This window comes from Amycolatopsis acidicola (assembly GCF_007713735.2).
Lineage (GTDB): Bacteria > Actinomycetota > Actinomycetes > Mycobacteriales > Pseudonocardiaceae > Amycolatopsis_E > Amycolatopsis_E acidicola.
Genome location: NZ_VMNW02000035.1, coordinates 16947 through 40346, shown reverse-complemented (window position 1 = coordinate 40346; position 23400 = coordinate 16947). Strand labels below are relative to the sequence as shown.

At 70.3% G+C, this 23400-nt stretch carries 21 protein-coding genes; 13 read left to right on the top strand and 8 right to left on the bottom strand.

The window, feature by feature from the left end; translation table 11 throughout:
* The first annotated feature begins 165 nt into the window (after positions 1–165).
* The 4 genes from FPZ12_RS22740 to FPZ12_RS22725 all read left to right on the top strand — a co-directional run bounded on the left by FPZ12_RS22740 (position 166) and on the right by FPZ12_RS22725 (position 4752).
* Positions 166–1017, top strand: a complete 852-nt coding sequence (locus FPZ12_RS22740; protein WP_144754935.1) for a helix-turn-helix domain-containing protein — start codon at positions 166–168, stop codon at positions 1015–1017.
* 60 nt (positions 1018–1077) lie between these two features.
* Positions 1078–1269, top strand: coding sequence for a DUF397 domain-containing protein (locus tag FPZ12_RS22735; RefSeq protein WP_144754932.1), 192 nt, complete (start codon positions 1078–1080; stop codon positions 1267–1269).
* A gap of 157 nt (positions 1270–1426) precedes the next feature.
* The gene (locus FPZ12_RS22730) at positions 1427–1621 is read left to right on the top strand and encodes a hypothetical protein (RefSeq protein ID WP_144754929.1); all 195 of its coding nucleotides are present in this window, start codon (positions 1427–1429) and stop codon (positions 1619–1621) included.
* Positions 1622–1719: 98 nt separating this feature from the next.
* Complete coding sequence (locus tag FPZ12_RS22725; protein WP_144754926.1) at positions 1720–4752, top strand: helix-turn-helix transcriptional regulator; 3033 nt, start codon at positions 1720–1722, stop codon at positions 4750–4752.
* Between the two features lie 310 nt (positions 4753–5062).
* Here the strand turns inward: FPZ12_RS22725 and FPZ12_RS22720 are convergent, their stop codons facing one another.
* From FPZ12_RS22720 to FPZ12_RS22710, 3 genes are all read right to left on the bottom strand, one after another.
* Positions 5063–6667: a succinic semialdehyde dehydrogenase gene (locus FPZ12_RS22720; protein WP_144754923.1), complete on the bottom strand. Its 1605-nt coding sequence runs from the start codon at positions 6665–6667 to the stop codon at positions 5063–5065.
* A 72-nt stretch (positions 6668–6739) separates the two neighbouring features.
* Complete coding sequence (locus FPZ12_RS22715) at positions 6740–7774, bottom strand: hypothetical protein (protein ID WP_150980454.1); 1035 nt, start codon at positions 7772–7774, stop codon at positions 6740–6742.
* Between the two features lie 169 nt (positions 7775–7943).
* Positions 7944–8549, bottom strand: coding sequence for a TetR/AcrR family transcriptional regulator (locus FPZ12_RS22710; RefSeq protein WP_144757791.1), 606 nt, complete (start codon positions 8547–8549; stop codon positions 7944–7946).
* A 97-nt stretch (positions 8550–8646) separates the two neighbouring features.
* On the opposite strand from FPZ12_RS22710, the gene FPZ12_RS22705 reads away from it, so the two are divergent.
* The 7 genes from FPZ12_RS22705 to FPZ12_RS22675 all read left to right on the top strand — a co-directional run bounded on the left by FPZ12_RS22705 (position 8647) and on the right by FPZ12_RS22675 (position 13988).
* Complete coding sequence (locus tag FPZ12_RS22705; RefSeq protein ID WP_144757790.1) at positions 8647–9795, top strand: acyl-CoA dehydrogenase family protein; 1149 nt, start codon at positions 8647–8649, stop codon at positions 9793–9795.
* A gap of 12 nt (positions 9796–9807) precedes the next feature.
* Positions 9808–10950, top strand: a complete 1143-nt coding sequence (locus FPZ12_RS22700; RefSeq protein WP_144757789.1) for a CaiB/BaiF CoA transferase family protein — start codon at positions 9808–9810, stop codon at positions 10948–10950.
* 200 nt (positions 10951–11150) lie between these two features.
* The gene (locus tag FPZ12_RS22695; RefSeq protein ID WP_144757788.1) at positions 11151–11354 is read left to right on the top strand and encodes a hypothetical protein; all 204 of its coding nucleotides are present in this window, start codon (positions 11151–11153) and stop codon (positions 11352–11354) included.
* A gap of 318 nt (positions 11355–11672) precedes the next feature.
* A complete protein-coding gene (locus FPZ12_RS22690; protein ID WP_144757787.1) occupies positions 11673–12155 on the top strand; it encodes a helix-turn-helix transcriptional regulator in 483 nt (160 codons plus the stop codon).
* A 107-nt stretch (positions 12156–12262) separates the two neighbouring features.
* Positions 12263–13183, top strand: a complete 921-nt coding sequence (locus tag FPZ12_RS22685) for a lysozyme family protein (protein WP_424923630.1) — start codon at positions 12263–12265, stop codon at positions 13181–13183.
* Positions 13184–13207: 24 nt separating this feature from the next.
* Positions 13208–13621 (top strand): hypothetical protein, encoded by a 414-nt coding sequence (locus tag FPZ12_RS22680; protein WP_144757786.1) that lies wholly within the window; start codon positions 13208–13210, stop codon positions 13619–13621.
* A 13-nt stretch (positions 13622–13634) separates the two neighbouring features.
* Positions 13635–13988, top strand: coding sequence for a DUF3817 domain-containing protein (locus FPZ12_RS22675; protein WP_144757785.1), 354 nt, complete (start codon positions 13635–13637; stop codon positions 13986–13988).
* Here FPZ12_RS22675 and FPZ12_RS22670 read toward each other — a convergent pair.
* The 5 genes from FPZ12_RS22670 to FPZ12_RS22650 are packed head-to-tail and all read right to left on the bottom strand — an operon-like array spanning position 13954 to position 18310.
* Positions 13954–14808, bottom strand: a complete 855-nt coding sequence (locus tag FPZ12_RS22670) for a spermidine synthase (protein WP_144757784.1) — start codon at positions 14806–14808, stop codon at positions 13954–13956. The genes FPZ12_RS22675 and FPZ12_RS22670 overlap by 35 nt on opposite strands.
* Complete coding sequence (speD, locus tag FPZ12_RS22665; RefSeq protein WP_166462865.1) at positions 14808–15173, bottom strand: adenosylmethionine decarboxylase; 366 nt, start codon at positions 15171–15173, stop codon at positions 14808–14810. The genes FPZ12_RS22670 and speD overlap by 1 nt, the downstream gene beginning before the upstream one ends.
* Positions 15166–16284: a type III PLP-dependent enzyme gene (locus FPZ12_RS22660; protein WP_144757782.1), complete on the bottom strand. Its 1119-nt coding sequence runs from the start codon at positions 16282–16284 to the stop codon at positions 15166–15168. The genes speD and FPZ12_RS22660 overlap by 8 nt, the downstream gene beginning before the upstream one ends.
* 10 nt (positions 16285–16294) lie before the next feature.
* A complete protein-coding gene (locus FPZ12_RS22655; RefSeq protein WP_166462867.1) occupies positions 16295–17893 on the bottom strand; it encodes a solute symporter family protein in 1599 nt (532 codons plus the stop codon).
* A gap of 3 nt (positions 17894–17896) precedes the next feature.
* Complete coding sequence (locus FPZ12_RS22650; RefSeq protein WP_144757781.1) at positions 17897–18310, bottom strand: DUF485 domain-containing protein; 414 nt, start codon at positions 18308–18310, stop codon at positions 17897–17899.
* 941 nt (positions 18311–19251) lie between these two features.
* Between FPZ12_RS22650 and FPZ12_RS22645 the strand changes: the two genes are divergently transcribed.
* Both FPZ12_RS22645 and FPZ12_RS22640 read left to right on the top strand, forming a co-directional pair.
* Positions 19252–22956, top strand: a complete 3705-nt coding sequence (locus tag FPZ12_RS22645) for a sensor histidine kinase (RefSeq protein ID WP_144757793.1) — start codon at positions 19252–19254, stop codon at positions 22954–22956.
* Complete coding sequence (locus FPZ12_RS22640) at positions 22953–23396, top strand: roadblock/LC7 domain-containing protein (RefSeq protein ID WP_144757780.1); 444 nt, start codon at positions 22953–22955, stop codon at positions 23394–23396. Before FPZ12_RS22645 ends, FPZ12_RS22640 begins: the two co-directional genes overlap by 4 nt.
* Positions 23397–23400: the final 4 nt, after the last annotated feature.

Sequence of the window (23400 nt, the reverse complement as noted above, 5' to 3'; positions counted from 1 at the left end):
TGCCAGCGTACATGCGCATTGTGCAATTTGCAGGGGGCTCATTACGGCGAAAGTAACCCATAGGGGTGGGTTGGACGCGTACTGAAATGCGAATCGGCTGGTTAGATGGACCCCGTCGCTGAACAATCGGTCCGGGGGGAATGGCGCGACCTTGGAGGTAGTGGAGTGAAACGGGGTCAGGGTCCCACCATTCGGAGGCGGCGGCTGGCGAGCGAGCTGCGCCGGCTCCGCGAAGCCGCGGACCTGACGATCGACGAGGTCGGCGAGAAGCTCGAATGCTCCGCCTCCAAGGTGAGCAGAATCGAGACCGGGCACGTCGGGGTCACCCCGCGTGACGCCAGGGACATGCTCGAGCTGTACGGCCTCACCGGTGACGAGCGCGAGGCGCTGGTGCAGCTGGCGCGCGAGGCCTGCAAACCGGGCTGGTGGCACGCCTACAAGGAAGTGTTCACCGGGACTTTCGTCGGGCTGGAAGCCGATGCCAGTTCGCTGCGCGCGTTCCAGGCGCTGCTGGTGCCCGGTCTGCTGCAGACCGAGACCTACGCCCGCGCGGTGATCAGGGCGATGCGTCCCGATGCGGACGAAGCGGACATCGAGAAACGCGTGGCCGCGCGCACCGCGCGCCAGCAGCTGCTTTCGGACCCGAGTCCGCCCGAATACTGGGCGGTGGTCGACGAAGCGGTGCTGCACCGCGTGGTCGGCGGCCCCGAGGTGATGGCGAAACAGGCGGCCCGGCTGCTGGATCTGGCGCAGCTGCCCCACGTCACCATCCAGGTGGTGCCGTTCGGCGCCGGCGCGCACCCCGGCATGGAGGGGCCGTTCCTGATCCTCGGTTTCCCCGAGCAGGCCGATCCCGACGTCGTGTACGTCGACAGCACTTCGGGTGGTTTCTTCCTGGAACTGCCCCCCGATGTGCGCCGATATTCGCTGATGTTCGATCATTTGCGTGCAGCGGCACTGAAACCGGACGACTCGGTAGCCGTGATCGCCGCGGCCGCGGAACGATATTCCGCCTGAGGCGGGATGTTCCAACCCACATCGAAAACAATCAAGAGCCGTAGTGAAGGAGTGGGGAGAATGCCGGAAGTGGAATTTCCCGCGCCGGTCTGGCGCAAGAGCAGCCACAGCGGTGGCGGCAACGACTGTGTCGAGGTGGCGCTGTTCGCCGAGCGGGTGGGCGTGCGCGATTCCAAGAACCCGGACGCCGGCGCGCTGAGCGTGTCGCCGCGCGGCTGGGCGGGCCTGCTGGGCGCCGTCGGCCGCGCCTGAGGGACCAGCTGAGGACCCCTTACACCGCTGAGCAGGGGCAAAGCGGGGTAAGGGGTCTTTTCGCGTCCGGGACTGCCTGATCTTCCGATGCCGGGGCACCGCCCTCAGGACGACTCTGAGGTTCGCAGGAGAACCACGCAGAGATGAGGGACGGAAGATGCGCAACGACTGGATCTTCGACGCGGTGCAGGCCGAGGTGGCGTACCGGACCGAGATGAACTTCCGCGCGGGGCGGCCGGCCAGTGCCCGGCGCCGATGGCGGCTCGGCAGAAGGATCCCCGAGGTGACGGTGCCGGAACAGCGGCGCCCGGGTCACGAAGAGACGGCCCTGTCCGGGGCCCGGGCGCGCTAAGAGACATCGTGCGACGAGGGCCGGGTGGCCGTGCCGGGGCGCGGTTCGCTCAGGGCAGGACGAAAACGACTGCGGAATTGTCGGTGGGGTAGGGAACAATGCGTCTCGTGCCCCGATTAGGTTCCGGTATCCCGTTGGTCGCGCGCGTCGAGGAGATGCGCAGGCTCCGCTCCGGCTTCACCCGCGCCGAGCGCGGGGAGGCCGGAGCGGCGCTGCTCGCCGGGGACGCGGGAGTCGGCAAGACCAGGCTGCTGGCGGAACTGGCCGAGTTCGCGGGCGGCCGGGGCGCGCTCGTGCTCACCGGCCGCTGTCTCGACGTGCGCGAGGGCGGCCTGCCGTACCTCCCGTTCGCCGAAGCGCTCGGGCCGCTCGCCACCGCGGAGGACGCGGCGATCACCGAGGCGGTGCGGATCCGGCCGGCATTGGGCAGGCTGCTGCCGATGGCGCAGGCGGGCCCGCTGTCGAGTTCGGAGTTCGTGCCCGTCAGCTCCGAGCACGAGGTGCCGCGCCGGGCCCGCCCCGAGCAGGACCTCGGCCAGCTCCAGCTGTTCGACGCGGTGCTCGCGGTGCTCAGCGAGATCGCCGAGCACCGGCCGGTGCTGCTGGTGCTGGAAGATCTGCACTGGGCGGACGGGTCCACGCGGAACCTGTTGTCGTTCCTGGTTTCCCGGCTCCGGGCGCAGCGGTTGTTCGTGGTGGCCAGCTATCGCGAGGAGGACGTGCACCGGAGGCATCCGCTGCGCGCGCTGCTCGTCGAGCTGGTCCGGCTGCCCACCGTCACGCAGGTGGCGTTGCAGCCGTTGAAGGACGCCGACGCGCGTGCGTTCGTGGAGGCGCTGGCCGAAGGGCCGCTCTCGCCCGAGGTGATAGCCGACGTCGTGGAGCGTTCGGAGGGCAACCCCTTCTTCGCCGAGGAGCTGCTGGCTTCCTGCGCGGAGTCCGAGAACCTGCCTGCCGGGCTGGCCGAGGTTCTCCTGGCCAGGCTGGAAAGGCTGTCGCCGGACGCGCGCCGGGTGCTGCGGGCCATCGCGGTGGCGGGCGAGTCGGTCTCGCACGCCGCGCTCGCCGAGGTCTCCGGGCTCGGGGAGGACGAGCTGGACGAGGCGCTGCGCGAAGCAGTGCAGCATCACGTCCTGGTCGTCGAGAAGGGGGCGTACACCTTCCGGCACGCGTTGCTTTCCGAAGCGGTGTATGGGGATTTGCTGCCGGGCGAGCGCACGCGGATGCACGCGGCGTACGCGGGCCGGATCAAGCGCACGCCGCAGGGCCGCGGGCATGACGCGAAGCTGGCGTACCACAGCCTGCAGAGCCGCGACGTCACCACGGCGCTGCCCGCGCTGCTGAGCGCGGCCGATGAGGCCGAGCGGCTCGGCGCGCCGGGCGCGGCGTTGCGGCATGTCGAGCAGGCGCTGGAAATCTGGGACGTCGTGGCCGATGCGGACAAACCCACGGAGGTCGACGAGCTGCGCCTGCTGCACGAGGCTTCGTACTTCGCGGGCACGTCGGGGGAGCCCGAACGGGCGGTGGCGTACGCGCGCTCGGCGGTGCAGGCGTTGACGCCGGAGATCGACGGCGATCGGGCGGTCAAGACGTGGCGGCGGCTGGCCGAGGCCGCGATGAACACCGAGGGCGCCATCGAGCTCGCCGTCGAGGCGGTCGGCAAGGCGTGGGATCTGGTGGCCGAATCGGAGGTCAGCAAGACCAGGGCGTGGGTGCTCGCCACGAGGGCGGCGATCATGCGCAGCGTCGACCGCTGGGAGGACTCGTACTGGAGCGCCCGCACGGCGGTGGCCGACGCGCGGCAGGTCGGTGCCTCGGGCGCGGAGGCTTCGGCGCTGATCACGCTCGGCGCCCTCGCGGACAACGCCGCGGATTTCGAGGAAGCGCGTGCCCGGCTGAAAGAGGCCGAAAGCAAGGCGCGCGAGGCGGATGCGCTCAACGTCGAGCTGCGGGCGGTGTGCTTCCTCGGGTTCAGTTACGAGGACCAGGGCGAGATCCGCAAGGCGATTGAAGTCTACGAACGCGGTATCGAGCGGGCCGAGCAGGCGGGCCTGATCTGGAGCGCGTACGGGCTGGAGTTGCGGGCGCGGCATCTGCTGCTCTGTTACTTCAGTGGTGACTGGCCGATGGAGACGGCGACGGGTTCGCCCGCGCGCGGGGTTTCGAGCACGCTCGCCGCGCGGATGTCGGCTTCGTGGCTGCCGATCGTGGTGGCCCGCGGCCGGTTCGCGGCGGCGGAGAAGCTGCTGGCCGAGCTGCGGCCGCATTGGCGGGGTGAGCCGCTGACGGCGCTCGCGTCGGGCGGCGCGGGTGCGGAAATGGCGTACTGGCAAGGAGATCACGCGAAGGCGATCAAGCGCGCGCAGGAAGCCGCGAGCTTCATGAGCGCGCTGGACGAGGGTTACCTGCTGAGCGGCATCAGGCTGGGCGCGCTGGCGCTCGCGTCCGCGGTCGCGCTGGCCGCCGAAGCCCGGATCAAGGGGGACGAGGCCGCGCTCGCGGGGGCGGTCCAGGTCGGTCGGGAGGAGTTGGAGCGCGTGCGGTACGCGGCCGAGCACGGGCGCCCGCGGGCCGGGCGGCTCGGGCCGGAGGGCCGGGCGTGGGCGGCGCGCGCGGAGGCGATGGCGACCGGTCTCGAAGGGGCCGCGGATCCCAAGCTGTGGGCGGAAGCCGTGGAGGCCTTCGGGTACGGCGCGGTGTACGAGGAGGCGTTCTGCCGCTGGCAGCATGCCGAGGCGCTGCTCGCCGCGTCCGAGACGGAGCGCGCCGCGGAGGAGTTGGGGAAGGCGCACGAGGTCGCGGAACGCTTGCGCGCCTTGCCTTTGCGCGATGCGATCCGCGAGCTGGCGCGGCGCGCGAGGATAGAACTGCCGGGCGTCGAGAACGAGCCGCGGCGCGATGTGGTGGACCCGCTCACCGAGCGGGAGCGAGCGGTGCTGGAGCGCGTCGCGCTGGGCCGGACCAACAGGCAGGTGGGCGAGGAGCTGTACATCAGCGAGAAGACGGTGAGCGTCCACCTGTCCCGCGTGATGGCGAAACTCGGAGCCACCCGCCGCGCCGAAGCAGTAGCGATCGCGTATGACCGCGGCCTGCTGATGCGCCCCACGAGCCCATCCACGTTGCGGGTGTAGAGCTTCCGGGCGCCCAGGACGCCCGGAGCCCGTGTTGGCCGCTCGCGTCGATGTGTTGGCCGCCCAGGTTGATGTGTTGGCTGGGCGCGTTCGTGTGTTGGCTCGGCGCGTCGGCGCGTTCGCCCGGACGACGGGACCGAGTACCCGCGGGCGAGCCAACGCACAGCCGGGACTGGCCAACACGCCGCCGGGAGGGGCGGACACGCCAGCGGGAGGGGCCAACACGCCAGCGGGAGGGGCCAACACGCCAGCGGGAGGGGCCAACACGGCGGCGGGCGCTCCCGGGCACGTGGCCCGGGAGCGTCGGGGCTCAGCGGATGCGGCGCAGGAAGCGCAGGCCGCTGGTCATGCCGCGCGCCCACAGCCGCGGCGGGACGAGCCGCGGCGGGCGCAGGCGGAGGCCGCGCTGCTGGGCGATCGACTGCACCTCGGTGTACTTCAGCAGTCCTTCGGCGCCGTTGCGGCGGCCGTACCCGGAGTCCTTCATCCCGCCCATCGGCAGCGCGACGGTGCCAAACGTGGCCGCGTAACCCTCGTTGACGTTGACCGTGCCCGCCTTCAGCCGCGCGGCCACCGCCCAGCCCGCCGACGAGTCGCCGGTGAACACGCTCGCGTTCAATCCGTACTCCGTCTCGTTGGCGAGCGCGATCGCGTCTTCGACGTCGGTGTAGGGGTAGATGGACACGACGGGCCCGAAGGTTTCCTCGGCGTAGAGCCGCATGTCCGGGGTGACGTCGGCCAGCACGGTCGGCTCGTAGAACAGCGGTCCCAGGTCCGGCCGCGCCCGGCCGCCGGTCAGCACCGTGGCGCCCTTCGAACGCGCGTCCTCCACGTGCGCCGCAACCGAGCGCAGCTGGCTTTCCGAGGTGAGCGAACCCATGTCGGCCCCATAGCCGAGTTCACCGCCGAGGCGCAGCGCTTCGGTCTTCGCGACGAACGCCTTGGTGAACTCCTCCCGGATGCTCTCGTGCACGTAGATCCGTTCCACCGAAACACAAAGCTGCCCCGCGGAGGAGAAACACGCGGTGACCGCACCCGTGGCGGCCCGGCCGGCGGACGCGTCCGGCAGCACGATCATCGGGTTCTTTCCGCCCAGCTCCAGCGAAAACCCGGTCAGCCGTGGCGCCACCTTCCCGGCGAGGTCCTTGCCCGTCGGCGTGGATCCGGTGAAGCACAGGTAATCCGACTCCGCCACGAGCGCGTCACCGATCTGCGAACCCCGGCCCAGCACGATCCGCCACACCCCGGCGGGCAACCCCGCTTCCTCGGCGAGTTCGTGCAGCCAGAGCGCGGAAAGCGCGGTCTGGTTATCCGGCTTCTGCACCACGGCGTTGCCCGCGGCCAGGGCCGGGAACACATCCATCGACGTCAGCGCCAGCGGGTAGTTCCACGGCGAGATCACGCCCACGACGCCCTTCGGGTGGCGCAGCTGACCGGCCTTGGTCAGGAACGGGATCACGCCGGCGACCCGCTTCGGCGCGAGGAGCTTGGCGCTGTGCTTGCCGTAGTAGCCCGCGACCAGCGCCGTCGCGCTCACCTCGTCGAAGGCGTCGATCCGGGATTTACCCGCCTCCAGCTGGATGAGGTCGAGGATCTCGTCCTGGCGCCGCAGGATCAGGTCGTGCAACCGGGTCAGCACGTGCTGGCGTTCCCGCGCCGGGAGCGCCGCCCACGCGCGTTGGGCCTCGCGGGCTTCGCCGAACACCCGACGCACTTCGGCGTCGGTCGCTTGCGGGAGCGTCGCTGTCGGCAGCCCCGTGAACGGCGCGCGCGACTCCACGGGCGCGGAGTCCTGCCCGCCGGCCGCCCGGCGGACGAGCTGCGCGGCCCTGGCAGCCGAAGGCGCCCCGACGACTCCGCCGATCGTGGTCGGACGGTTCGCTTCCTGACCGGTGGTCGCGGCTGTGCTCGTCATGGGCCCCTCCGTTGGCGCGCTGAGTTACCGACGAGTACACCATACCGCCGGTATGCGGAGGGAGGGGTCGGCTCAGGTCTGGGGTGGCTCCTGCGGACGGTTCGGCTGCGCCGGATCCTGCGACGGATACGGCTGGCGCTGGGTCTCCCCGGCGGGCTCGTCCTGGGACGCGAAATGCCCGCGCAGCGACTCCAGATCCGACTGCTCCTGCGAGGCGGGCGGCTGCGACGTGAACTGCTCCCGCGCGCCAGGCTGCGGCGCGAACTGCTCCTGCGAGGCGGACGGTTGCGGGGCGGGTTGTTCCCGCGCGCCAGGCGGCTGCGGAGCGAACTGCTCCGGCGAGCCAGGTTGCTGCGGCGCTTGCTGTTGCTGCGGAGCGGGAGGCTGCTGGGGCGGGGGCGGCGTCTGCGGGTAGGGCTGCTGCTGCCGCGGCGGGTACTGCGGCGGCGGGGCGTACTGCTGATACGGCGGCCGCGGCGGGTACTGGGGTTGTTGCTGCACCGGCGCCGGGAAGCCCTGAGGCGGCGTCACATCCCCCGCGGCCGACGCCGGGTTTCCGCGCTGTGCAGCCACGATCACCGCGATCAGGGAGAGCGCGGCCCCACCCGCGACGAGCCACGCACCGAGGCCGATCTCGTACCTCGCGGCGGTGCTGGCGTCCGGGTCGGCGTCGTTGTAGCTGAGCAGCGATTCCAGCTCCGCTCCCAGCATCAGGACGGCGGCCAGCGCGGCCGCCGTCCCCGAGAACAGCACCACCCGCGAGCCGCGGGCGCCCAGAAACGCCAGCACAGCGCCGATCACCAGCAGGAGCGCGATCGCGGAGAGCGGAATGCCGACGAGCGCGGTGTGGGCCTTCGAATAGAACTCCGCGAGCGAGCCGGTCAGCGGCGGATCGAAGGTCCGGGCCCAGCCGGTGACGGTCGATTCCTGTTGCCTGCCGCCGGACGAGGCCTGGGTGACCTTGCTCAGCGGGAGGAAAGTGCCGACGACGAGTAGCGCCGCCGAAACGACGGCCAGCGCGCCGCCCGCCATGGCAGCCATCCGCGGCGCGCGCCGAGGTTTCGCGTATCCGGGGAACTGGGGCTGGGGAAACGATCCGGTACTCATCAGAGTGGACTCCTTCGCCTTCTCATCATGGGACGAAGCGAACGAGGGGAGCGTTTCCTCCCCCAGTGGAGTGAGATCTTTTCGCGACCAGCCGTCACATTACGCAGTTCTGCCCGTCTCATCGAGTGGCCAGGGCCGACCCGCGTGAGGGCCGGGTCGGCCCGCCGGCCTACTTTCCGTTCGCCTGCGCGACGGCGACGCGCTTCCACTCCTCGAGCAGCTGCTTGCGCCGGGCAGGCGCGCCGCCGAGCTCGGCGTCCAGCGCGAGCCCGCGGGTCAGGTTCACGGTGAGCCAGAACAGCAGCTCCGTGCGCTCGGGCGGCAGGTCGGCGGTCAGCTCGCGGATGCGCTCCAGCGCGGCCCGGCCCAGTGCCCGGTCGACCGGGCGGATCGCGGCCCGCAGTGCGGGATCGGTGCGCGCGGCCACCCACAGTTCGGTCGACGCGGTGGCCAGCGCGCCCGAATAGCCTGCCCACAACGTGTCGATCGCGGCCGGGATGGCGGCGACCCCGTGCGGCAGGGCGCCGAGCGACTCCGCCAGCTCCGCCATCCGCTTGTTCGTCAGGTGCTCGACCGCGGCGGCCATCAGCTCGGCCTTGTCCGCGAAATGGTGCTGCGCCGCGCCTTTGGACACCCCGGCGCGGACGGAGATCTCCTGCATCGAGGTGCGCGCGTAGCCGAGTTCGACGAGGCAGTCGATCGTCGCGTCGAGCAGGGCCTTCCTCGTCTGCTCGCGCCGTTCCGCCTGGGTGCGGTGGCCGCGGGGCTGCGTCACGACGTCTCCTCGGTCGCCTTTACCGGCGGTACGACCGGCATGTACATTCCGGGTAGAACTTACCTTCCAAGCGTAATGTTTTCTAGGAGGCGGCGCCGTGCCACTGCAACTGCCGAAGAGCGCCTGGGCCGGGGAGCTGGACGACTTCCGGGAACTGGCCAGGAGTTTCTGCCAGAAGGAGCTCGTCCCGAACCAGGAGCGCTGGACCGAGCAGAAGCAGGTCGACCGCGAGCTGTGGAACAAGGCCGGCGAGGTCGGCCTGCTCGCGCTCTCCATTCCCGAGGAGTACGGCGGCGGTGGCGGCACCTTCGCGCACGAGGCTGTGCTCTACGAGGAGCAGGCGCGCTCCGGCGACGGCGCGTGGGGCGTGTCCGTGCACAACGGGATCGTGGCGCACTACCTGTTGCACTATGCCTCCGAAGAGAAGAAGAAGGAGTGGCTGCCGAAGTTCGCCAGCGGCGAGATGGTCGGCGCCATCGGGATGACCGAGCCGGGCACCGGTTCGGATCTGCAGAACATCAAGACCCGCGCCGTCCGCGACGGGGACTACTACGTCATCAACGGCGCCAAGACCTTCATCACCAACGGCGCGCTCGCAGACCTCGTGGTGCTGGCGGTCAAGACCGACCCGGACGCGGGTGCGCAGGGCGTCTCGCTGATCGGCGTGCCGACCGACACCCCGGGCTTCCGCCGCGGCCGCGTGCTCGACAAGGTCGGGCTCAAGGGGCAGGACACCGCGGAGCTGTTCTTCGACGACGTGCGCGTGCCCGCCGCGAACCTGCTCGGTGAGCAGGAGGGGCAGGGCTTCGTCCAGATGATGCTGCAGCTGCCGCAGGAGCGGCTGATCATCGCGGTCACCGCCGTCGCGGCGCTGCAGGGCGCGGTCGACATGACGATCGACTACACCAAGGACCGCACCGCTTTCGGCCGCCCGGTGTTCAACTTCCAGAACACCAAGTTCAAGCTCGCCGAGGCGGCCACCGAGGCCGCGGTCTCACGCGCGTTCCTCGACCAGTGCATCGAGCGCCACCTCAAGGGCGAGCTGGACGTGCAGGGCGCCGCGATGGCGAAGCTGTGGACCACGGAGCGGGTCAACAAGGTGGTCGACGACTGCCTGCAGCTGTTCGGCGGCTACGGCTACATGACCGAGTACCCGATCGCCAGGGCCTGGACCGATCTGCGTATTTCGCGCATTTTCGGCGGTACGAGCGAAATCATGAAGGAAATCATTTCCCGCACGCTGTAAGGGGCTTTGCCGATGAAGCCGGGTCCGCTCAGTGGCCTGAAAGTCGTCGAACTCGCCGGGCTGGCCCCGGCGCCGTTCGCCGCCACCATGCTCGCCGACCTCGGCGCCGACGTGGTCCGCGTCGACCGTGCCCGCCCAGGCGCGGACGTGCTGTCGATCCCCGGTGACCCGCTGACGCGCGGGCGCCGCACGATCGGCGTGGACACGAAGAAGCCCGAGGGCGTGGAGGTCGTGCTGCGTCTCGCCGAGCGATCCGACGTGCTGATCGAGGGCTTCCGGCCGGGGGTGGCCGAGCGGATGGGGCTCGGTCCCGAGCAGGTGCACGCCCGCAATCCGCGGCTGGTCTACGGCCGGGTCACCGGCTGGGGCCAGGACGGCCCGCTGGCATCGGCTGCCGGGCACGACATCAACTACGCCGGGATCGCCGGCGCGCTCGAACCCATCGGGCGCGCCGGGGAGAAGCCGGTGCCACCGCTGAACCTCGTGGCCGACTTCGCGGGCGGCGGGATGCTGCTGGCGATGGGCATCATGTCCGCACTCTACGAACGCACGTCCTCGGGCAAGGGGCAGGTGGTGGACGCGGCGATGGTCGACGGGGCCGCGCTGCTCACCACCCAGCTGCACGGGATGCGGGCGGCCGGGGTCTGGCCCGGCGAGCGCGGCACCAACATGCTCGACGGCGGCGCCCCGTTCTACGACACCTACGAGACCGCCGATGGCAAGTACGTCGCCGTCGGGGCGATCGAGATGCGGTTCTGGGGCGATCTGGTGAAGGTGCTCGGCCTGGAAGACCAGGACCTGCCGGTGCACCTCGATCCCGCGCAATGGCCGCGGCTGCGCGAGATCGTGGCCGCGGCGGTCGCGAAGTACCCGCGCGACGAGCTGGTCGCGCGGGCCGAGGGCACGGACGCCTGCCTGACGCCGGTGCTGAGCCCGTGGGAGGCGGCGGATCACCCGCACAACGCCGCCCGCGGCACGTTCGTCGAGATCGGCGGGTTGAAGCAGCCCGCACCCGCACCGCGCTTCGACCGTACCCCGCCGGAAACGCCGGAAGCGCCGCACGAACGCGGCGAGGACACCGCCGAAGTCCTCGCCGAACTGGGCTACGGCAGCGACGCGGTGGAGGGGCTGCGGACGGGGGAGGTCATCGCCTGATCGGAGTGGTGGGCACCCGTGCGGGTGTCCACCACACCGCGTTCACCTCGCGTGTCGGGTGGGGGAGAACCATGCCGGTCTCTTAGGGTGTCAGTGTCCGGATCGGGCACGCATTGTCACAGGGTGCAGCCATCAGGGTGAAGCCGTGGTGGAAAGTGCTCTTCCCGGGCAGGATGACGCGTAATCCCAGCCGGCCAGGTGTGAACCCGGTCGCGGACCCGGAACGGATGGAGCGCATGTCGGCGAACGCCAAGAAGATCCTCATCGTCGCCGTCGTCGCGCTCGTGTTGTTCTTCCTGATCACCAAGCCCAACCAGTCCGCCGACGTGGTGCACAACGTGCTCGGCTGGCTGCGGGACGGCGCGGAGGCGATCGTGACCTTCGTGCGCGCACTGTTCTCCTGACCCCACCCGGATACCTTTCCGGCACCGCCGAGCCGCGGTGCCGGCTCTTTCCGCGCGCCGGACAATTCACTACGGATAGTGACAAATCCCAGAATTTGAAGTCCTTGATTCGACCATCCGGGTGGATATGCGCGATTAAAGTGCTGGTCGCCGAATTCGTGCGCTTGAACCTCTGGCGTCCCGGCCGGAAATGCCCCTACGGTGCTCACAGCGCGTGACCAGCTGGTTCTGGGTGCTCGAGCCGGCCGGGACGCCTCGATCGCTCGATCATCGCGGTTCGATGTCAGAACTTGTCAGTTGGGGCACAAGGAGGCAGGGATGACCGGAGATCCCGGAGTTGATGCGGTGATTCGGCAGTGGGCTGCCGAACGCGACGAACAGACGGCCGAAGAGCGGGAGATCGACGCGATCACCTCCGCTTGGCTCGCCGACGCACCGCAACCGCCAGGGATTCCCGGTCAGCGCGCCAGGGGCGGCGCCAGCACCTGGGCCCCGGTCACCTCGGCGGACCCGGACTACCTGGACGCCATGAGCTCCCGGCTGCCGGAGGTCCCGCACGAGCTGCTCGCCGCCGCGGCGGGCTGGTGGCAGATGATCGGCGACGTCGCCGAAGCCGAGCAGTGGTGGGACGCCGGGATCAGCCCGCTGGACCAGCGCGCGCTCGACTACCGGGCGGCGGGGCTCACGCCGTCGGACCTGAGCCGCAGGCTCGGCCCGATGACGGTGCTGCAGCACCTGCGGCGCGGCAGCGCGCCCGCGTGGTGTGTCGCTCGTCTCTCCCGGCAGCAGAAGGCCAGCTGACCCCTTTCGCGCGCGGCCCCGTTTCCGCCTACTTGTGGCCGGATCAGTAACTTGGCGGGGTGGGCGGTCGTTGATCCGCTAGACGCCGTCGCCGGAAGGGCTGGATTTTGGGCACCGAGGACACTGAGCAGGAAGTCGCCGACGTGCCCTCGGCCGAAGCGGAAAAGGCGGAAAGCGATTCCCCGGCTGAGCCGCGCAAGCCGCGGCCGGCGGGAGTCGCCGCACTCGGCAGGCTCGGCATCGTGGTCGCCGTGCTGGCGCTCGCGGGAGCCGGGGTCTGGGTGACCACCCGGGCCAGCACCCCCGAGGCCGGGCCGACCACTACCGATATCCCCGCGTTGCAGGTGGCCGCGGCCGACGTCGAGCCAGGCTCGACGGCCCCGGTGAACGCCACCATCGCCGGCGCGCCGGTCGCCGCGACGCAACAGCCGCAGCAACCACAACAGCAGCAGACCAAGCAGTCGGGCACGAACCTGCTGTCCAAATGGGCGGACCAGGTTTCCCAGGTGACCGGCATCCCGGCCAGGGCGCTGATCGGCTACGGCAACGCCGAACTCGCGCTCCGCGACAGCCAGCCCTCGTGCAAGATCTCGTGGGCCACGCTCGCCGGTATCGGGCGCATCGAGTCCAACCACGGTCAGTACGGCGGCGCCGTACTGCAGTCCGACGGCCGCCCGTCGAAGGCGATCGTCGGCGTGCCGCTGGACGGCTCCGCCGGGGTGCAGGCCATCCCGGACACCGACGGCGGCCGGTTCGACGGCGACCCGAACTACGACCGCGCGGTCGGGCCGATGCAGTTCATCCCCAGCACCTGGGCGAAATGGGGCGGCGGCTACGACCCGCAGCAGATCGACGCGGCCGCGTTGGCCGCCGCGAAGTACCTGTGCGCGGGCGGCCGGGACATGTCCAGCGCGCAGGGCTGGTGGAACGGGATCCTGTCCTACAACAATTCGGTCGAATACGCGCAGAAGGTGTTCGGGCTGGCGGATTCCTACGCCAAGGCCGCCCAGGTAGTCAAGGTCTCCTGACCCGGGAGTGCTAGCGTCGAAGGCGTGCCAGCCGGGTTCCTCACGCCTAAACGCCTCTCGATCGGCGCGCTGTGCTTGCTCAGCCTGATCGTCTGCTGCGGGCTGGCGTGGTGGCAGTGGGGCAGGTTCGAATCGGCCAGCGGCACCTTCCAGAACCTCGGATACGTGCTGCAGTGGCCGCTGTTCGGGCTGTTCCCGGCGTTCATGGTGCTGCGCATCCGCAAGCTGCGGCAGGAGGCCGCGGCCCAGGACGCGGCGGCGCGGGACGGGGCGGCGCAAGAGGTGGCGCAGCCTGAGCCGGTCAAGGCGCCCGAGCCGAAGCTGCCGAAGCCGCGCGCGCCCAAACCTGTTCTGCGGGTGCACGAGGGCGAGGACGAGCTGGACGCGTACAACCGCTACCTCGCCGAGCTCAACGCGCGAGACCAACAAGACCGCTAGAGAGAAGGCCCGAATGGTGAGCACGGAAGAGCGCGAGGGTGCCCCGGCGAAGGTCGCGGCGCCGCTTCGGGGTCCGTTGATCCGCTACCGGGTGCTGGCGTACGCCACCGGTGTGGCGCTGCTGTGCCTGACCGCCGCGTTCATCCTCAAGTACGCGGCCGACTCCCCGGGCATGATGAGCTGGGCCGGCGTCACCCATGGCGTGTTCTACATGGTGTACCTCGTGCTGGCCGTCGATCTCGCGCTCAAGGCCCGCTGGTCGATCAAGGGCACCGTGCTCGTGCTGCTGGCCGGCACGATCCCGTTTCTCTCCTTCGTGGCCGAGCGCGCCGTCACGCACCGGGTCGAGGAGGGGCGGAAGCTCTGACCAGCCGCGGCGGCACGGTGTTGCCGCGCAGCGCGACGGCGTCGATCGTCTCGGGGCGGTAGGGCAGCCCGGCCAGCCTCGCGGCGAGGTCCGGGGTGGCGTCGTCGGCGCGGCCGGAGAGGAAAGCCCATTCGTGCTCGTCCGAGCCGTAATAGAGGACTGTCCCCAACGCCGTTTTGAACCGGCGCCAGGCGCTGATCAGCGTCTCGTTGCGCCACATCGTCGGGCAGCCGGCCTGGCTGCAGACCACGCCGCCGGGCGCCAGCACCTCCGTGCAGCGGAGCAGGAACTCCTTGCCGTACAAGCGATTGTGCTGCGCTTCGGCGTCGTCGTTCTCGTCCGGCAGGTCGATGACGACCACGTCGTAGCCGGGTTCGGCAGCGGCGAGGAACTCCCAGCCGTCCCGGTAGTGGACGCGCACCGGCCCCTCACCGCGTTCGGCCGCCGCCAGCTCGTCCGGCGTGTAGCCGTACGGCAGATGCTCGGCGCACGCATGCACCGCCGCCCGGTCGATGTCCACGTGGTCTACGGTTTCCGCGCCCGCGGCCACGGCGAGCTGACTGGCCACACCCTCGCTGGAGCCGATGATCAGCACCCGCCGCAGCCGGTCGGCGAGCAGCATCGGCGGCACCATCAGCGCCTCGTGGTAGGTGAGCTGGGTGGCTTCGGTGCTCTGCCGTTCCGAGTCGCAGAACAGCGAAATGCCTTGCGCGGTCCGGCCGATCACCAGCTGCTGGAAGTCCGTGCGCAGTTCGCACAGCACCTCCCCGACCTCCCAGAGCCGGGTGAGCCCGGGGCCGAGTGGCTCCTCGATCCGCATCAGCCACGCACCTTCCCGCGTTCGACGGCCGACATCCGCACCGAATCGGTGCCCAGCGCCTCGGCCAGCAACCGGATGGCCTTTTCCGGATCGGCTTTCGCGCCACAGGTGAACACATCCGCGAAGGCAGCGCCGATCTCGGGATAGGTGTGGATCGACGCGTGCGACTCGGCCAGCAGCGCCAGCACAGTGACGCCGTGCGGCGCGAAGCGGTGCGCCACCACTTCGCACACCGTCGCCCCGGCTTCGGTCACCGCGGTGGCCAGCGTCTCTTGCAGGAACGCCGGATCGTCCAGCAGGTTCGCGGCGATCCCGTCCAGTTCGGCCAGCACGTGGCGGCCGGCGAACGCCCCCACCTCAGTCAAGGCAGTACGTCCGCAGCGGCTCGATCCCGTTGAACGACACCGAGGAGTAGCTGGCCGTGTACGCGCCGGCGTCGAGGATGTCGAGCCGGTCGCCCGGGGCCAGTGCGAGCGGCAGTTCGCAGGGGGTGTGTTGGTACAGCACGTCGTCACCATCGCACGTCGGCCCGGCGAGCACGACCGGCCCCCGCTCGCCGGCGGCGTCGAGGCGGTAGTGGATCGCTTCGTTCTCCGTCTCCGCCAAGCCGTTGTACCGGCCGATGTCGAGGTACACCCAGCGATGCTCGCCGCGCCAGGCGACGAGCACGACCTCGGTCCGGATCAGGCCGGCGCCGGCGACGATCGCCCGGCCCGGCTCCAGCACGAGTTCCGGTGCGCTATCAGGAAAGTACGCGTCCAGCGCGCCGCGGACGGCGGCGAAGTACGCGCTCAGCGGGGGCGCGCTTTCGCGGTAGGAGTGCCCGAACCCGCCGCCGATGTTCAGCCACCGCGGCTTGATCCCGGCGGCGGCAAGCTCGGCGAAAAGCTTTGCCGTGGTGGAGATCCCGGCCTCCCACGCCGTGACGTCCAGCTGCTGTGAACCGACGTGGAACGCCAGCCCGGCGGGGTCGAGGCCGAGTTCGGCCGCTTTGGTCAGCAGCGCCACCGCTTCCCCCGGCGCGCAGCCGAACTTACGGCCGAACGGGGTCGCCGAAGCCGGGGCGTCCACCAGCACCCGCACCGACACCGCCGACCCCGGGGCGTGCTCGGCGAGATGGTCCACATCGGACGCCGCGTCCGTGGTGAATTCCCTTACCCCACAGCCGAAAGCGAACGCGATGTCGGCCGGCTTCTTGATCGTGCTGCCGTAGGACAAGACCTCCGGCGCGGCACCCGCGTCGAGACAGGCCGTCACCTCCGCCGGGCTCGCCACGTCGAACCCGCCGCCCGCGGCGAGCACCGCGCGCAGCACCGCCGGCTCCGGGTTCGCCTTGACCGCGTAACGCAAACGCGCGTGCGGGAGTCCTGAAGCGAACTCCCGCACGCGCGCGGTGACTTCTTCGGTGTCGACGACCAGACAGGGCGTCGGCGGCCGGTGCTCGGCGAGGAAGCGGTGGATTCGTTCGTGGCTCACCGCTCCATTCTCACGACCCGATGCCGGTGAGCGAACGCACCTCCATCTCGGCGTGCTTGCGCGGGTCGGCCTTGTCCTTGCCGACGAGCGTGCCGACGAACCCGCACAGGAACGAGAACGGGATCGACACCAGGCCCGGGTTCTTCAGCGGGAACCAGTGGAAGTCGATGCCCTTGATGATCGAATCGGCCTCACCGGAGACCACCGGCGAGAAGACGACCAGCACCAGGCAGGCGATCAGCCCGCCGTAGATGCCCCACAGCGTGCCCGTCGTGTTGAACCGTTTCCAGAACAGCGAGTACAGCAGGGTGGACAGGTTCGCCGACGCGGCGACCGCGAAGGCCAGCGCCACCAGGAACGCGATGTTCTGCCCGTTGGCGAGGATGCCGCCGACGATCGCGAGCAGGCCGATGCCCACCGCCGTCATCCGCGCGACCTTCACCTCGTCCACCGGGTCGGCGTTGCCGTGCTTGAACACGTTGGCGTACACGTCGTGCGCGAACGAGGCGGACGCGGTGATGGTCAGCCCGGCGACCACGGCGAGGATCGTCGCGAACGCGACCGCCGCGACGATGCCCAGCAGCAGCGTGCCGCCGATGTGCAGCGCCAGCAGCGGCGCCGCGGAGTTCTCACCGCCCGGCGCGCTCTTGATCTCCTTCGTGCCGACCAGCGCGGTGGCCCCGAAACCGATCACCAGCGTGCACAGGTAGAACACGAACATGCAGGCCGTCGCCCACACCACGGAACGGCGCGCTTCGTGCGAGTTCGGCACCGTGTAGAAGCGCATCAGCACGTGCGGCAGCGCGGCCGCGCCGAGGATCAGCGCCACGGCGAGCGAGACGAAGTCGAGCTTGGTGGTGCCGCTGGCGCCGTACTGGCCGCCGGGCTCGAGGAGCTTGTCGCCCATCGGGCTGTTGTAGGCGGCCGTGTTCAGCAGGTTGGACAGGCTGAACCCGAACTTGCCGAACAGGAACACCGTCATCAGCACGACGGAGACGATCAGGATGCTGGCCTTGATGATCTGCACCCACGTGGTGCCCTTCATCCCGCCGACCAGCACGTAGACCACCATCACCAGGCCGACGACGCCGATGATCAGCGCCTGCCCGAACCCGCCGTGGATGTTGAGCAGCAGGGCGATCAGGCCGCCGGCGCCCGCCATCTGCGCGAGCATGTAGAACAGCGAGATCACCAGCGTGGACGTGGCCGCCGCGGCGCGCACTGGGCGCTGCTTCATCCGGAAGCTGAGCACGTCGCCCATCGTGAACCGCCCGGTGTTCCGCAGCAGTTCCGCGATCAGCAGCAGGTCGACGAGCCAGGCGACGAGAAAGCCGATGGAGTAGAGGAACCCGTCGTAGCCGTGCACCGCGATCGCACCGGCGATGCCGAGGAACGAAGCGGCGGAGAGGAAGTCCCCGGAGAGCGCGATCCCGTTCTGCCGCCCGGTGAACACACTGCCCGCGGCGTAGTAGTCGGAGCGGGAGTTGGTGCGGTTGCTGACCCGGTAGACCACGAACAGCGTGATCGCGACGAACAGGGCGAACACCACGGTGTTCAGGATCGGGTTGCTGGTCGACTTCTCGCTCTCGGCGGCGAGCGTGGTGATCATCCGTCAGACTCCTGCCTGCTGCCGCACCCGGTCCACCTCGGGGTCGAGCCTGCGCTTCGCGAACCGCAGGTAGGCCCAGGTGATCAGGCCGGTGGACACGAACTGGAGCACGCCCATGATCATCGCGATGTTGATTTCGCCGAAGACCCGGATGCTCATGAAACCGTGCGCGTACGCCGCGAGCAGCACGTAGACGAGGTACCAGACCACGAACAAAGCGCTCATCGGGAACACGAACCGGCGGAAACGGCTGCGCAGCGACTGGAACTCGGGCCCACGCTGGATGGCGATGTAGTCGTGTTGAATGCGCTTTCTCGCCCGCTGGGTCTCGTCCTGGGTATCGAACAAGACCGGCATCTGGCCGGTCTCCCCGGCGGGGTTTCTGGTCGTGGAACTACTCGGGACCACGTTCTGCATGGCTGCCTCCCGGCGAGCTGGCGAACCTTGGAGGCGACACTGTAACTACCGGCGGGTCGCCTCTCCGACGCCAGGCCGGGCCTTACTCCGTGAACACGGATCCGGCCGTTTGCCGCGCTCTCTGCACCGATCGGGCGACAATTTGCTGGTGCTTTTGCAAATCCGGTGACACGTTGTGATCATGGCGCCGGAATGGAAGTTTTTACACGATGTTCAAGATCTCACGGGGCCAGGAGAAAACGCGGGAAACGCACTCCGGTAACCGACATTTCACCGGAAAACGGCCATGATTGGCCCAGTGCCAAAAAGCCACGAGATCGGGCGTTATTCTCTGGTAACCCCGGCCGGGCCGGTACGTTCAGTATGAGTTTCCGACGGTGCGCAGGCGATCCCTGCGCTGTGTGGGTGACAGCGGTAAGGAGTGGTCCGGAAGTGTCGTAACCGGATCCGCGGCGGAGGACGAGTGACCCGGCGACCCCGGTGTCAACCCCCTGTCACTACCGGTATTCCCGCAGGTCGAGAGCACTTTTTCCGGTGCGGTCGACCGGGTCCCGATTGGTGTACGCTTTCACGGCCAAGTTGACTCACCGTGATCGAAGGTAACCGATCTTGTCCCAGCAGTCCTGCACATCGCATCATGCACGGGGCGCCGGGCCGGTGAGGACGGGCGAGGTGCGGCCGGCGGGGACCGGGCACGCACAGGCAGGCAACGTGGTCGTTGTACCGGTGACGAGGAGAACCATGCGGCTGAGGCGAAGGATGGCAGAGTCGTGCCGCGCGCGGTCGCCGTTCCCGTACGGTCGGCGCCCGCGAGCCACGGACGCGCACCAGAACACGCCGGACAGGGAGTCACTTTCGTGACTGAAGCAGGACAGGGCCAGGTGCCCGTCGGACAGCTGCTGGGCCAGCAGCCGAAACGACCCTCGAAATGGCGCGCCGTCATGCGCTGGCGGGACTGGCGGCTGTCGGTCAAGCTCGCCGCGGTGACGCTGGTGCCGATCGTGATCGCGCTGGTGCTCGGTGGCATCACCATCACCAACCAGGTCGGCCGCAACAACGACTACGAGCGCATCGACCGGCTGGTCGTGCTCTCCGGTGACGTGCGGGCGCTGACCGACACCCTGCAGCAGGAGCGCACGCAGACCGCGAACCTGCTCACCCAGGGCACGGTCGGCAGCTCGCCGGAGCTGGACGCGGCGCGGGCGCAGACGGACAAGGCGATCCAGCCGATCAGCGCCGACACGAACCGCGTGACCCAGCTGGACAACGCGATCGACGCGCCGGGCACGGCGGCGAACAACGCGCTGGCCCGGCTGAACGAGGTGCGCCAGCAGGTCGCCTCCGGCCAGCTGGACTCGGTGCAGGCGCTGGACGCGTACTCCGCGATGACCGGCGCGCTGCTGTCACTGGACACCTCGCTGGTGGCAGGCATGGGCGACGCCTCGCTGAGCGGCACCGCGAACGCGCTGCACGATCTGCAGGTCGCCAAGGAAGAGGTCTCGACCTCCCAGGTGCTGGTCGGCTACGGCATCGTCCGCGGCAACCTCACCCCGACCCAGCTCAACCAGCTCCGCACCGCCGAGGTGCGGCTCGCCGACCGGCTCGAGGACTTCCGCGCCGCCGCCACCGGCGGGCAGGGCCAGGACTTCGACCGCACGGTCACCGGCCAGGACTTCGACACCCGCAGCAGGCTCGTCTCCAGCGTGCTCGCGGCGCAGGGCGTCACCGCCGCGGACGCGCTGGACGGGATTTCCGCCGAACAGTGGGGAAGCGCTTCCACCAACGTCGTCAACTCACTGCGCGACGTCAGCGGCAGGCTGGGCGACCAGCTCTCCAGCACGTCCACGGACCTGGTGGAAAGCTCCGGCACCGACGCCGGCCTGCTCGCCGTGCTGCTGTTCGTGGCGCTGGTGATCACCGCCGCGGTCGTCTTCCTGATCACCCGCCAGCTGCTGCGTTCGCTGCGCCTGCTGCGCACCAGCGCGCTGGACGTCGCGGACCGGCAGCTGCCGGCCGCGGTGCAGAACATTCAGGAAGGCCGCGAGCAGAACGCCGAGGTCACCCCGGTCGTCGTCGGCACCGAGGACGAAGTCGGCGAAGTGGCCAAGGCCTTCGACGCGGTGCACAGCCAGGCGCTGCGCCTCGCGATCGAGCAGGCCGCGATGCGGACCGGTTACTCCAGCGTGTTCGTCAACCTCTCCCGCCGCAGCCAGAGCCTCGTGCAGCGGCAGCTGCAGCTGATCGAGCGGCTGGAGCGGGACGAGGAGGACGCGGACCAGCTGGCCACGCTGTTCCAGCTCGACCACCTCGCCACCCGGATGCGGCGCAACAACGAGAACCTGATGGTGCTCTCCGGCGCGGAGCCGGGCCGCCGGTCCGGCCAGCCGGTCTCCACCGCCGACGTGCTGCGCGCCGCGGTCTCGGAAATCGAGCAGTACCAACGGGTTCAGGTGCAGACCCCGCCCACGGCGCGGATCGTCGGCTACGCGGCCAGCGACCTGATGCGCCTCGTCGCCGAGCTGCTGGACAACGCGACCGCGTTCTCCGCTCCGGAAACGCAGGTGACGGTGTCCACCCGGGTGTCGGACGGCGGCGGGCTGCTGGTCGACATCATGGACAAGGGCATCGGCATGAACGAGGCCGAGGTGGCCGAGGCGAACGCCCGGCTCACCGAGGCCGCCACGGTCGACCTCGCCACCTCGCGGCGGATGGGCCTGTTCGTGGTCGGCCGCCTCGCCGGGCGCCACCACATCGGCGTCACCCTGCACGGCGGCAAGGACATCGTGGGTGTCCGCGCCACCGTCACCGTGCCGGCGGAGCTGGTCATGGACCTGCCGGAGGCGTCGGCGCCCGCGCCGACCCCGGCCGAGACTTCCCAGCCGCAGCAAGGGCTTCCGCGCCGGCGCACGGTCAACGGCGCCGGTCGCGCCGGCGGGCTCGCCGGCCTGGCGGGCACCACGGCCGCCGGCTTCGGCGAGGGTGCGGCCACCCCGGGCCCGTGGAACCAGAACCAGAACGGGCACTCGGGTGTGCTGCCGCCGCGGCCCCCGTCGGATCTCGAGGTGTCCGGCACGGCGCTGTTCAGCCCGATCGGGCCCGACGGCTCGCCGGAGCCCGCCGCTCCGCCCGCCGAGCCGGAAGCGTTTGCCGCGCCGCCGCAAGAAGAACCGGAGCCGCCCGCGCAGCTGGAGGACGGCGAGCTGCCCAGCGGGGCCGCGCTGTTCGCGGCGAACACGAGCGCGGGCGCGCTGACGGAGTGGTGGAGCGCGGCAGCGGCAGAGCCCAAGCCCGAGCCGCCGCCCACCCGCGAGACCACGCCGATCTTCGACGAGACGCTCTCCGCGTGGTTCCGCGACGAGCAGCCTGCCCCGAAGGCGAAGACGGCCGAGGCCGACGAGTCCGAGCAGGACTCCGAGGCCGCGTCGGACGAAGCCCCCGCGGAGGTGTCCGAGGAGAAGGTCAGCACCGGCTGGGACTTTGCCGCGGACGAGAGTTTCCGCACGGTGCAAGCGGTTTCGCAGCACGAGCCGAGCAGCTTCACCGAAGCCGGCCTGCCCCGGCGGCGCCGGGGCGAGCAGCTCATGCCCGGCAGCGCGACGCCGGAGCCGGCGCAGCCCGCCAAGGCCGATGCCGCGCCGCCGCTGCCGGTCCGCGACCCGGCCGACGTCCGCGGCAGGCTGAGCAGCTTCCAGCAGGGCGTGAACCGGGCGCGGCACGCCGCCAAGCCCGGGGAAACCCAGCAGCCGCACCAGGAATCGGCCGCGCCGCAGCGTGGTCTCGCGTCCGGGCTCCCGCAGCGGCAGGCTTGGCCGCAGCCGGAAGAGACGGCGGCGGCCAAGACAGAGGCGACGGAGAGCATGCCTTCGCCGCTGCCCCGGCGGCAGCCGAGGGACAGGCCGCGGCCGACTCCCGCCGCGGAGGCACCGGAGACAGCGCTTTCCCAGCCGGAGGCCGAGGCGCCCGAAGGCGGGCTGCCGCAGCGTCGCCCGGCCGCTCCGCAGGAAGGTGGCCTGCCGCAACGCCGTCCGGCCGAGGCGCAACCGGAAGTCCCGCTGCCGCTGCGGAATCCCGCGGCCCAGCAGGCGGACACCCAGTTGCCGCAGCGGAACCCGGCGGAGCAGCAGGCGGAAACACAGCTACCCCAACGCAACCCGCTGCCGCAGCGCACGCCGGGGGCCGAGGGGCCGGGCGACCAGGCGCCGTTGCCGCGCCGGCGTCCGCGGCAGGATGCCGCCGCCGCAGCCGAGACGAGTGCCTTGCTGTGGCAGCAGCCGGAATCGGGCGCGGAGGAGAACCTCTTCGCCGAAGAAGGCGCGCAGCCGCAGGAAGCCACGCAGTACAGCCAGTCCGCGTCTGTCGACGACTCGGCCTGGTCCTTCGAGGCGGACGAAAGCTTCCGGACGGTGCAGACCGTGTCGCAAGCCGGGCCGTCGGGTTACACGGCGGCAGGTCTGCCGCGTCGACGTCGGGGGGAACAACTGATGCCGGGCAGCGCGTCCACCGCGGCCACGTCGGGGCCGAGAACCCAGCGTGATCCGCAGGACGTGCGTGGCAGGTTGAGCAGTTTCCAGGCGGGTGTCCGGCGTGGACGGCACCGCACGGGACAGCCTGCCGACCCGGACCACGAAAAGATGGAGGGTGAATGAGCTCGCCGCAGCCACAACAGAACCAGTTCGGTTGGCTGGTCAACGACTTCGCCGAACGTGTGCCCGGCGTGGCCCACGCGGTGGTCGTATCCGCCGACGGGCTGTTGCTGACCGCGTCGAACAGGTTGCCGCTCGACCGTGCCGACCAGCTCGCCGCGGTGGCGTCGGGGCTGGTGAGCCTGACGCAGGGGGCCGCGCGGTGCTTCGAAGCCGGCGCCGTCAACGAAACCGTCGTGGAGATGGAGCTCGGCATCATGGTGCTGATGTCCATCAGCGACGGCTCTTGCCTCGCGGTGCTGGCCGCGCCGAACTGCGACATCGGTCAGGTCGCCTACGAGATGACGATGCTCGTCGACCGGGTCGGCCAGATCCTCACGCCGGAACTGCGGGCACAGCTGCAGGGCGCCGGTGGTGCCCTGATCGGCGAACCGGTGGGATGATGCC

Bases quoted from the DNA above. Each gene is read 5' to 3' on its own strand.
- FPZ12_RS22650 (WP_144757781.1), bottom strand. From the start codon at position 18,310: ATGCAGAACGTGGTCCCGAGTAGTTCCACGACCAGAAACCCCGCCGGG.
- FPZ12_RS22735 (WP_144754932.1), top strand. From the start codon at position 1,078: ATGCCGGAAGTGGAATTTCCCGCGCCGGTCTGGCGCAAGAGCAGCCAC.
- FPZ12_RS22700 (WP_144757789.1), top strand. From the start codon at position 9,808: ATGAAGCCGGGTCCGCTCAGTGGCCTGAAAGTCGTCGAACTCGCCGGG.
- FPZ12_RS22675 (WP_144757785.1), top strand. From the start codon at position 13,635: ATGGTGAGCACGGAAGAGCGCGAGGGTGCCCCGGCGAAGGTCGCGGCG.
- FPZ12_RS22725 (WP_144754926.1), top strand. From the start codon at position 1,720: ATGCGTCTCGTGCCCCGATTAGGTTCCGGTATCCCGTTGGTCGCGCGC.
- FPZ12_RS22640 (WP_144757780.1), top strand. From the start codon at position 22,953: ATGAGCTCGCCGCAGCCACAACAGAACCAGTTCGGTTGGCTGGTCAAC.
- FPZ12_RS22715 (WP_150980454.1), bottom strand. From the start codon at position 7,774: ATGAGTACCGGATCGTTTCCCCAGCCCCAGTTCCCCGGATACGCGAAA.
- FPZ12_RS22645 (WP_144757793.1), top strand. From the start codon at position 19,252: ATGCGCTGGCGGGACTGGCGGCTGTCGGTCAAGCTCGCCGCGGTGACG.
- FPZ12_RS22730 (WP_144754929.1), top strand. From the start codon at position 1,427: ATGCGCAACGACTGGATCTTCGACGCGGTGCAGGCCGAGGTGGCGTAC.
- FPZ12_RS22720 (WP_144754923.1), bottom strand. From the start codon at position 6,667: ATGACGAGCACAGCCGCGACCACCGGTCAGGAAGCGAACCGTCCGACC.
- FPZ12_RS22655 (WP_166462867.1), bottom strand. From the start codon at position 17,893: ATGATCACCACGCTCGCCGCCGAGAGCGAGAAGTCGACCAGCAACCCG.
- FPZ12_RS22670 (WP_144757784.1), bottom strand. From the start codon at position 14,808: ATGCGGATCGAGGAGCCACTCGGCCCCGGGCTCACCCGGCTCTGGGAG.
- FPZ12_RS22690 (WP_144757787.1), top strand. From the start codon at position 11,673: ATGACCGGAGATCCCGGAGTTGATGCGGTGATTCGGCAGTGGGCTGCC.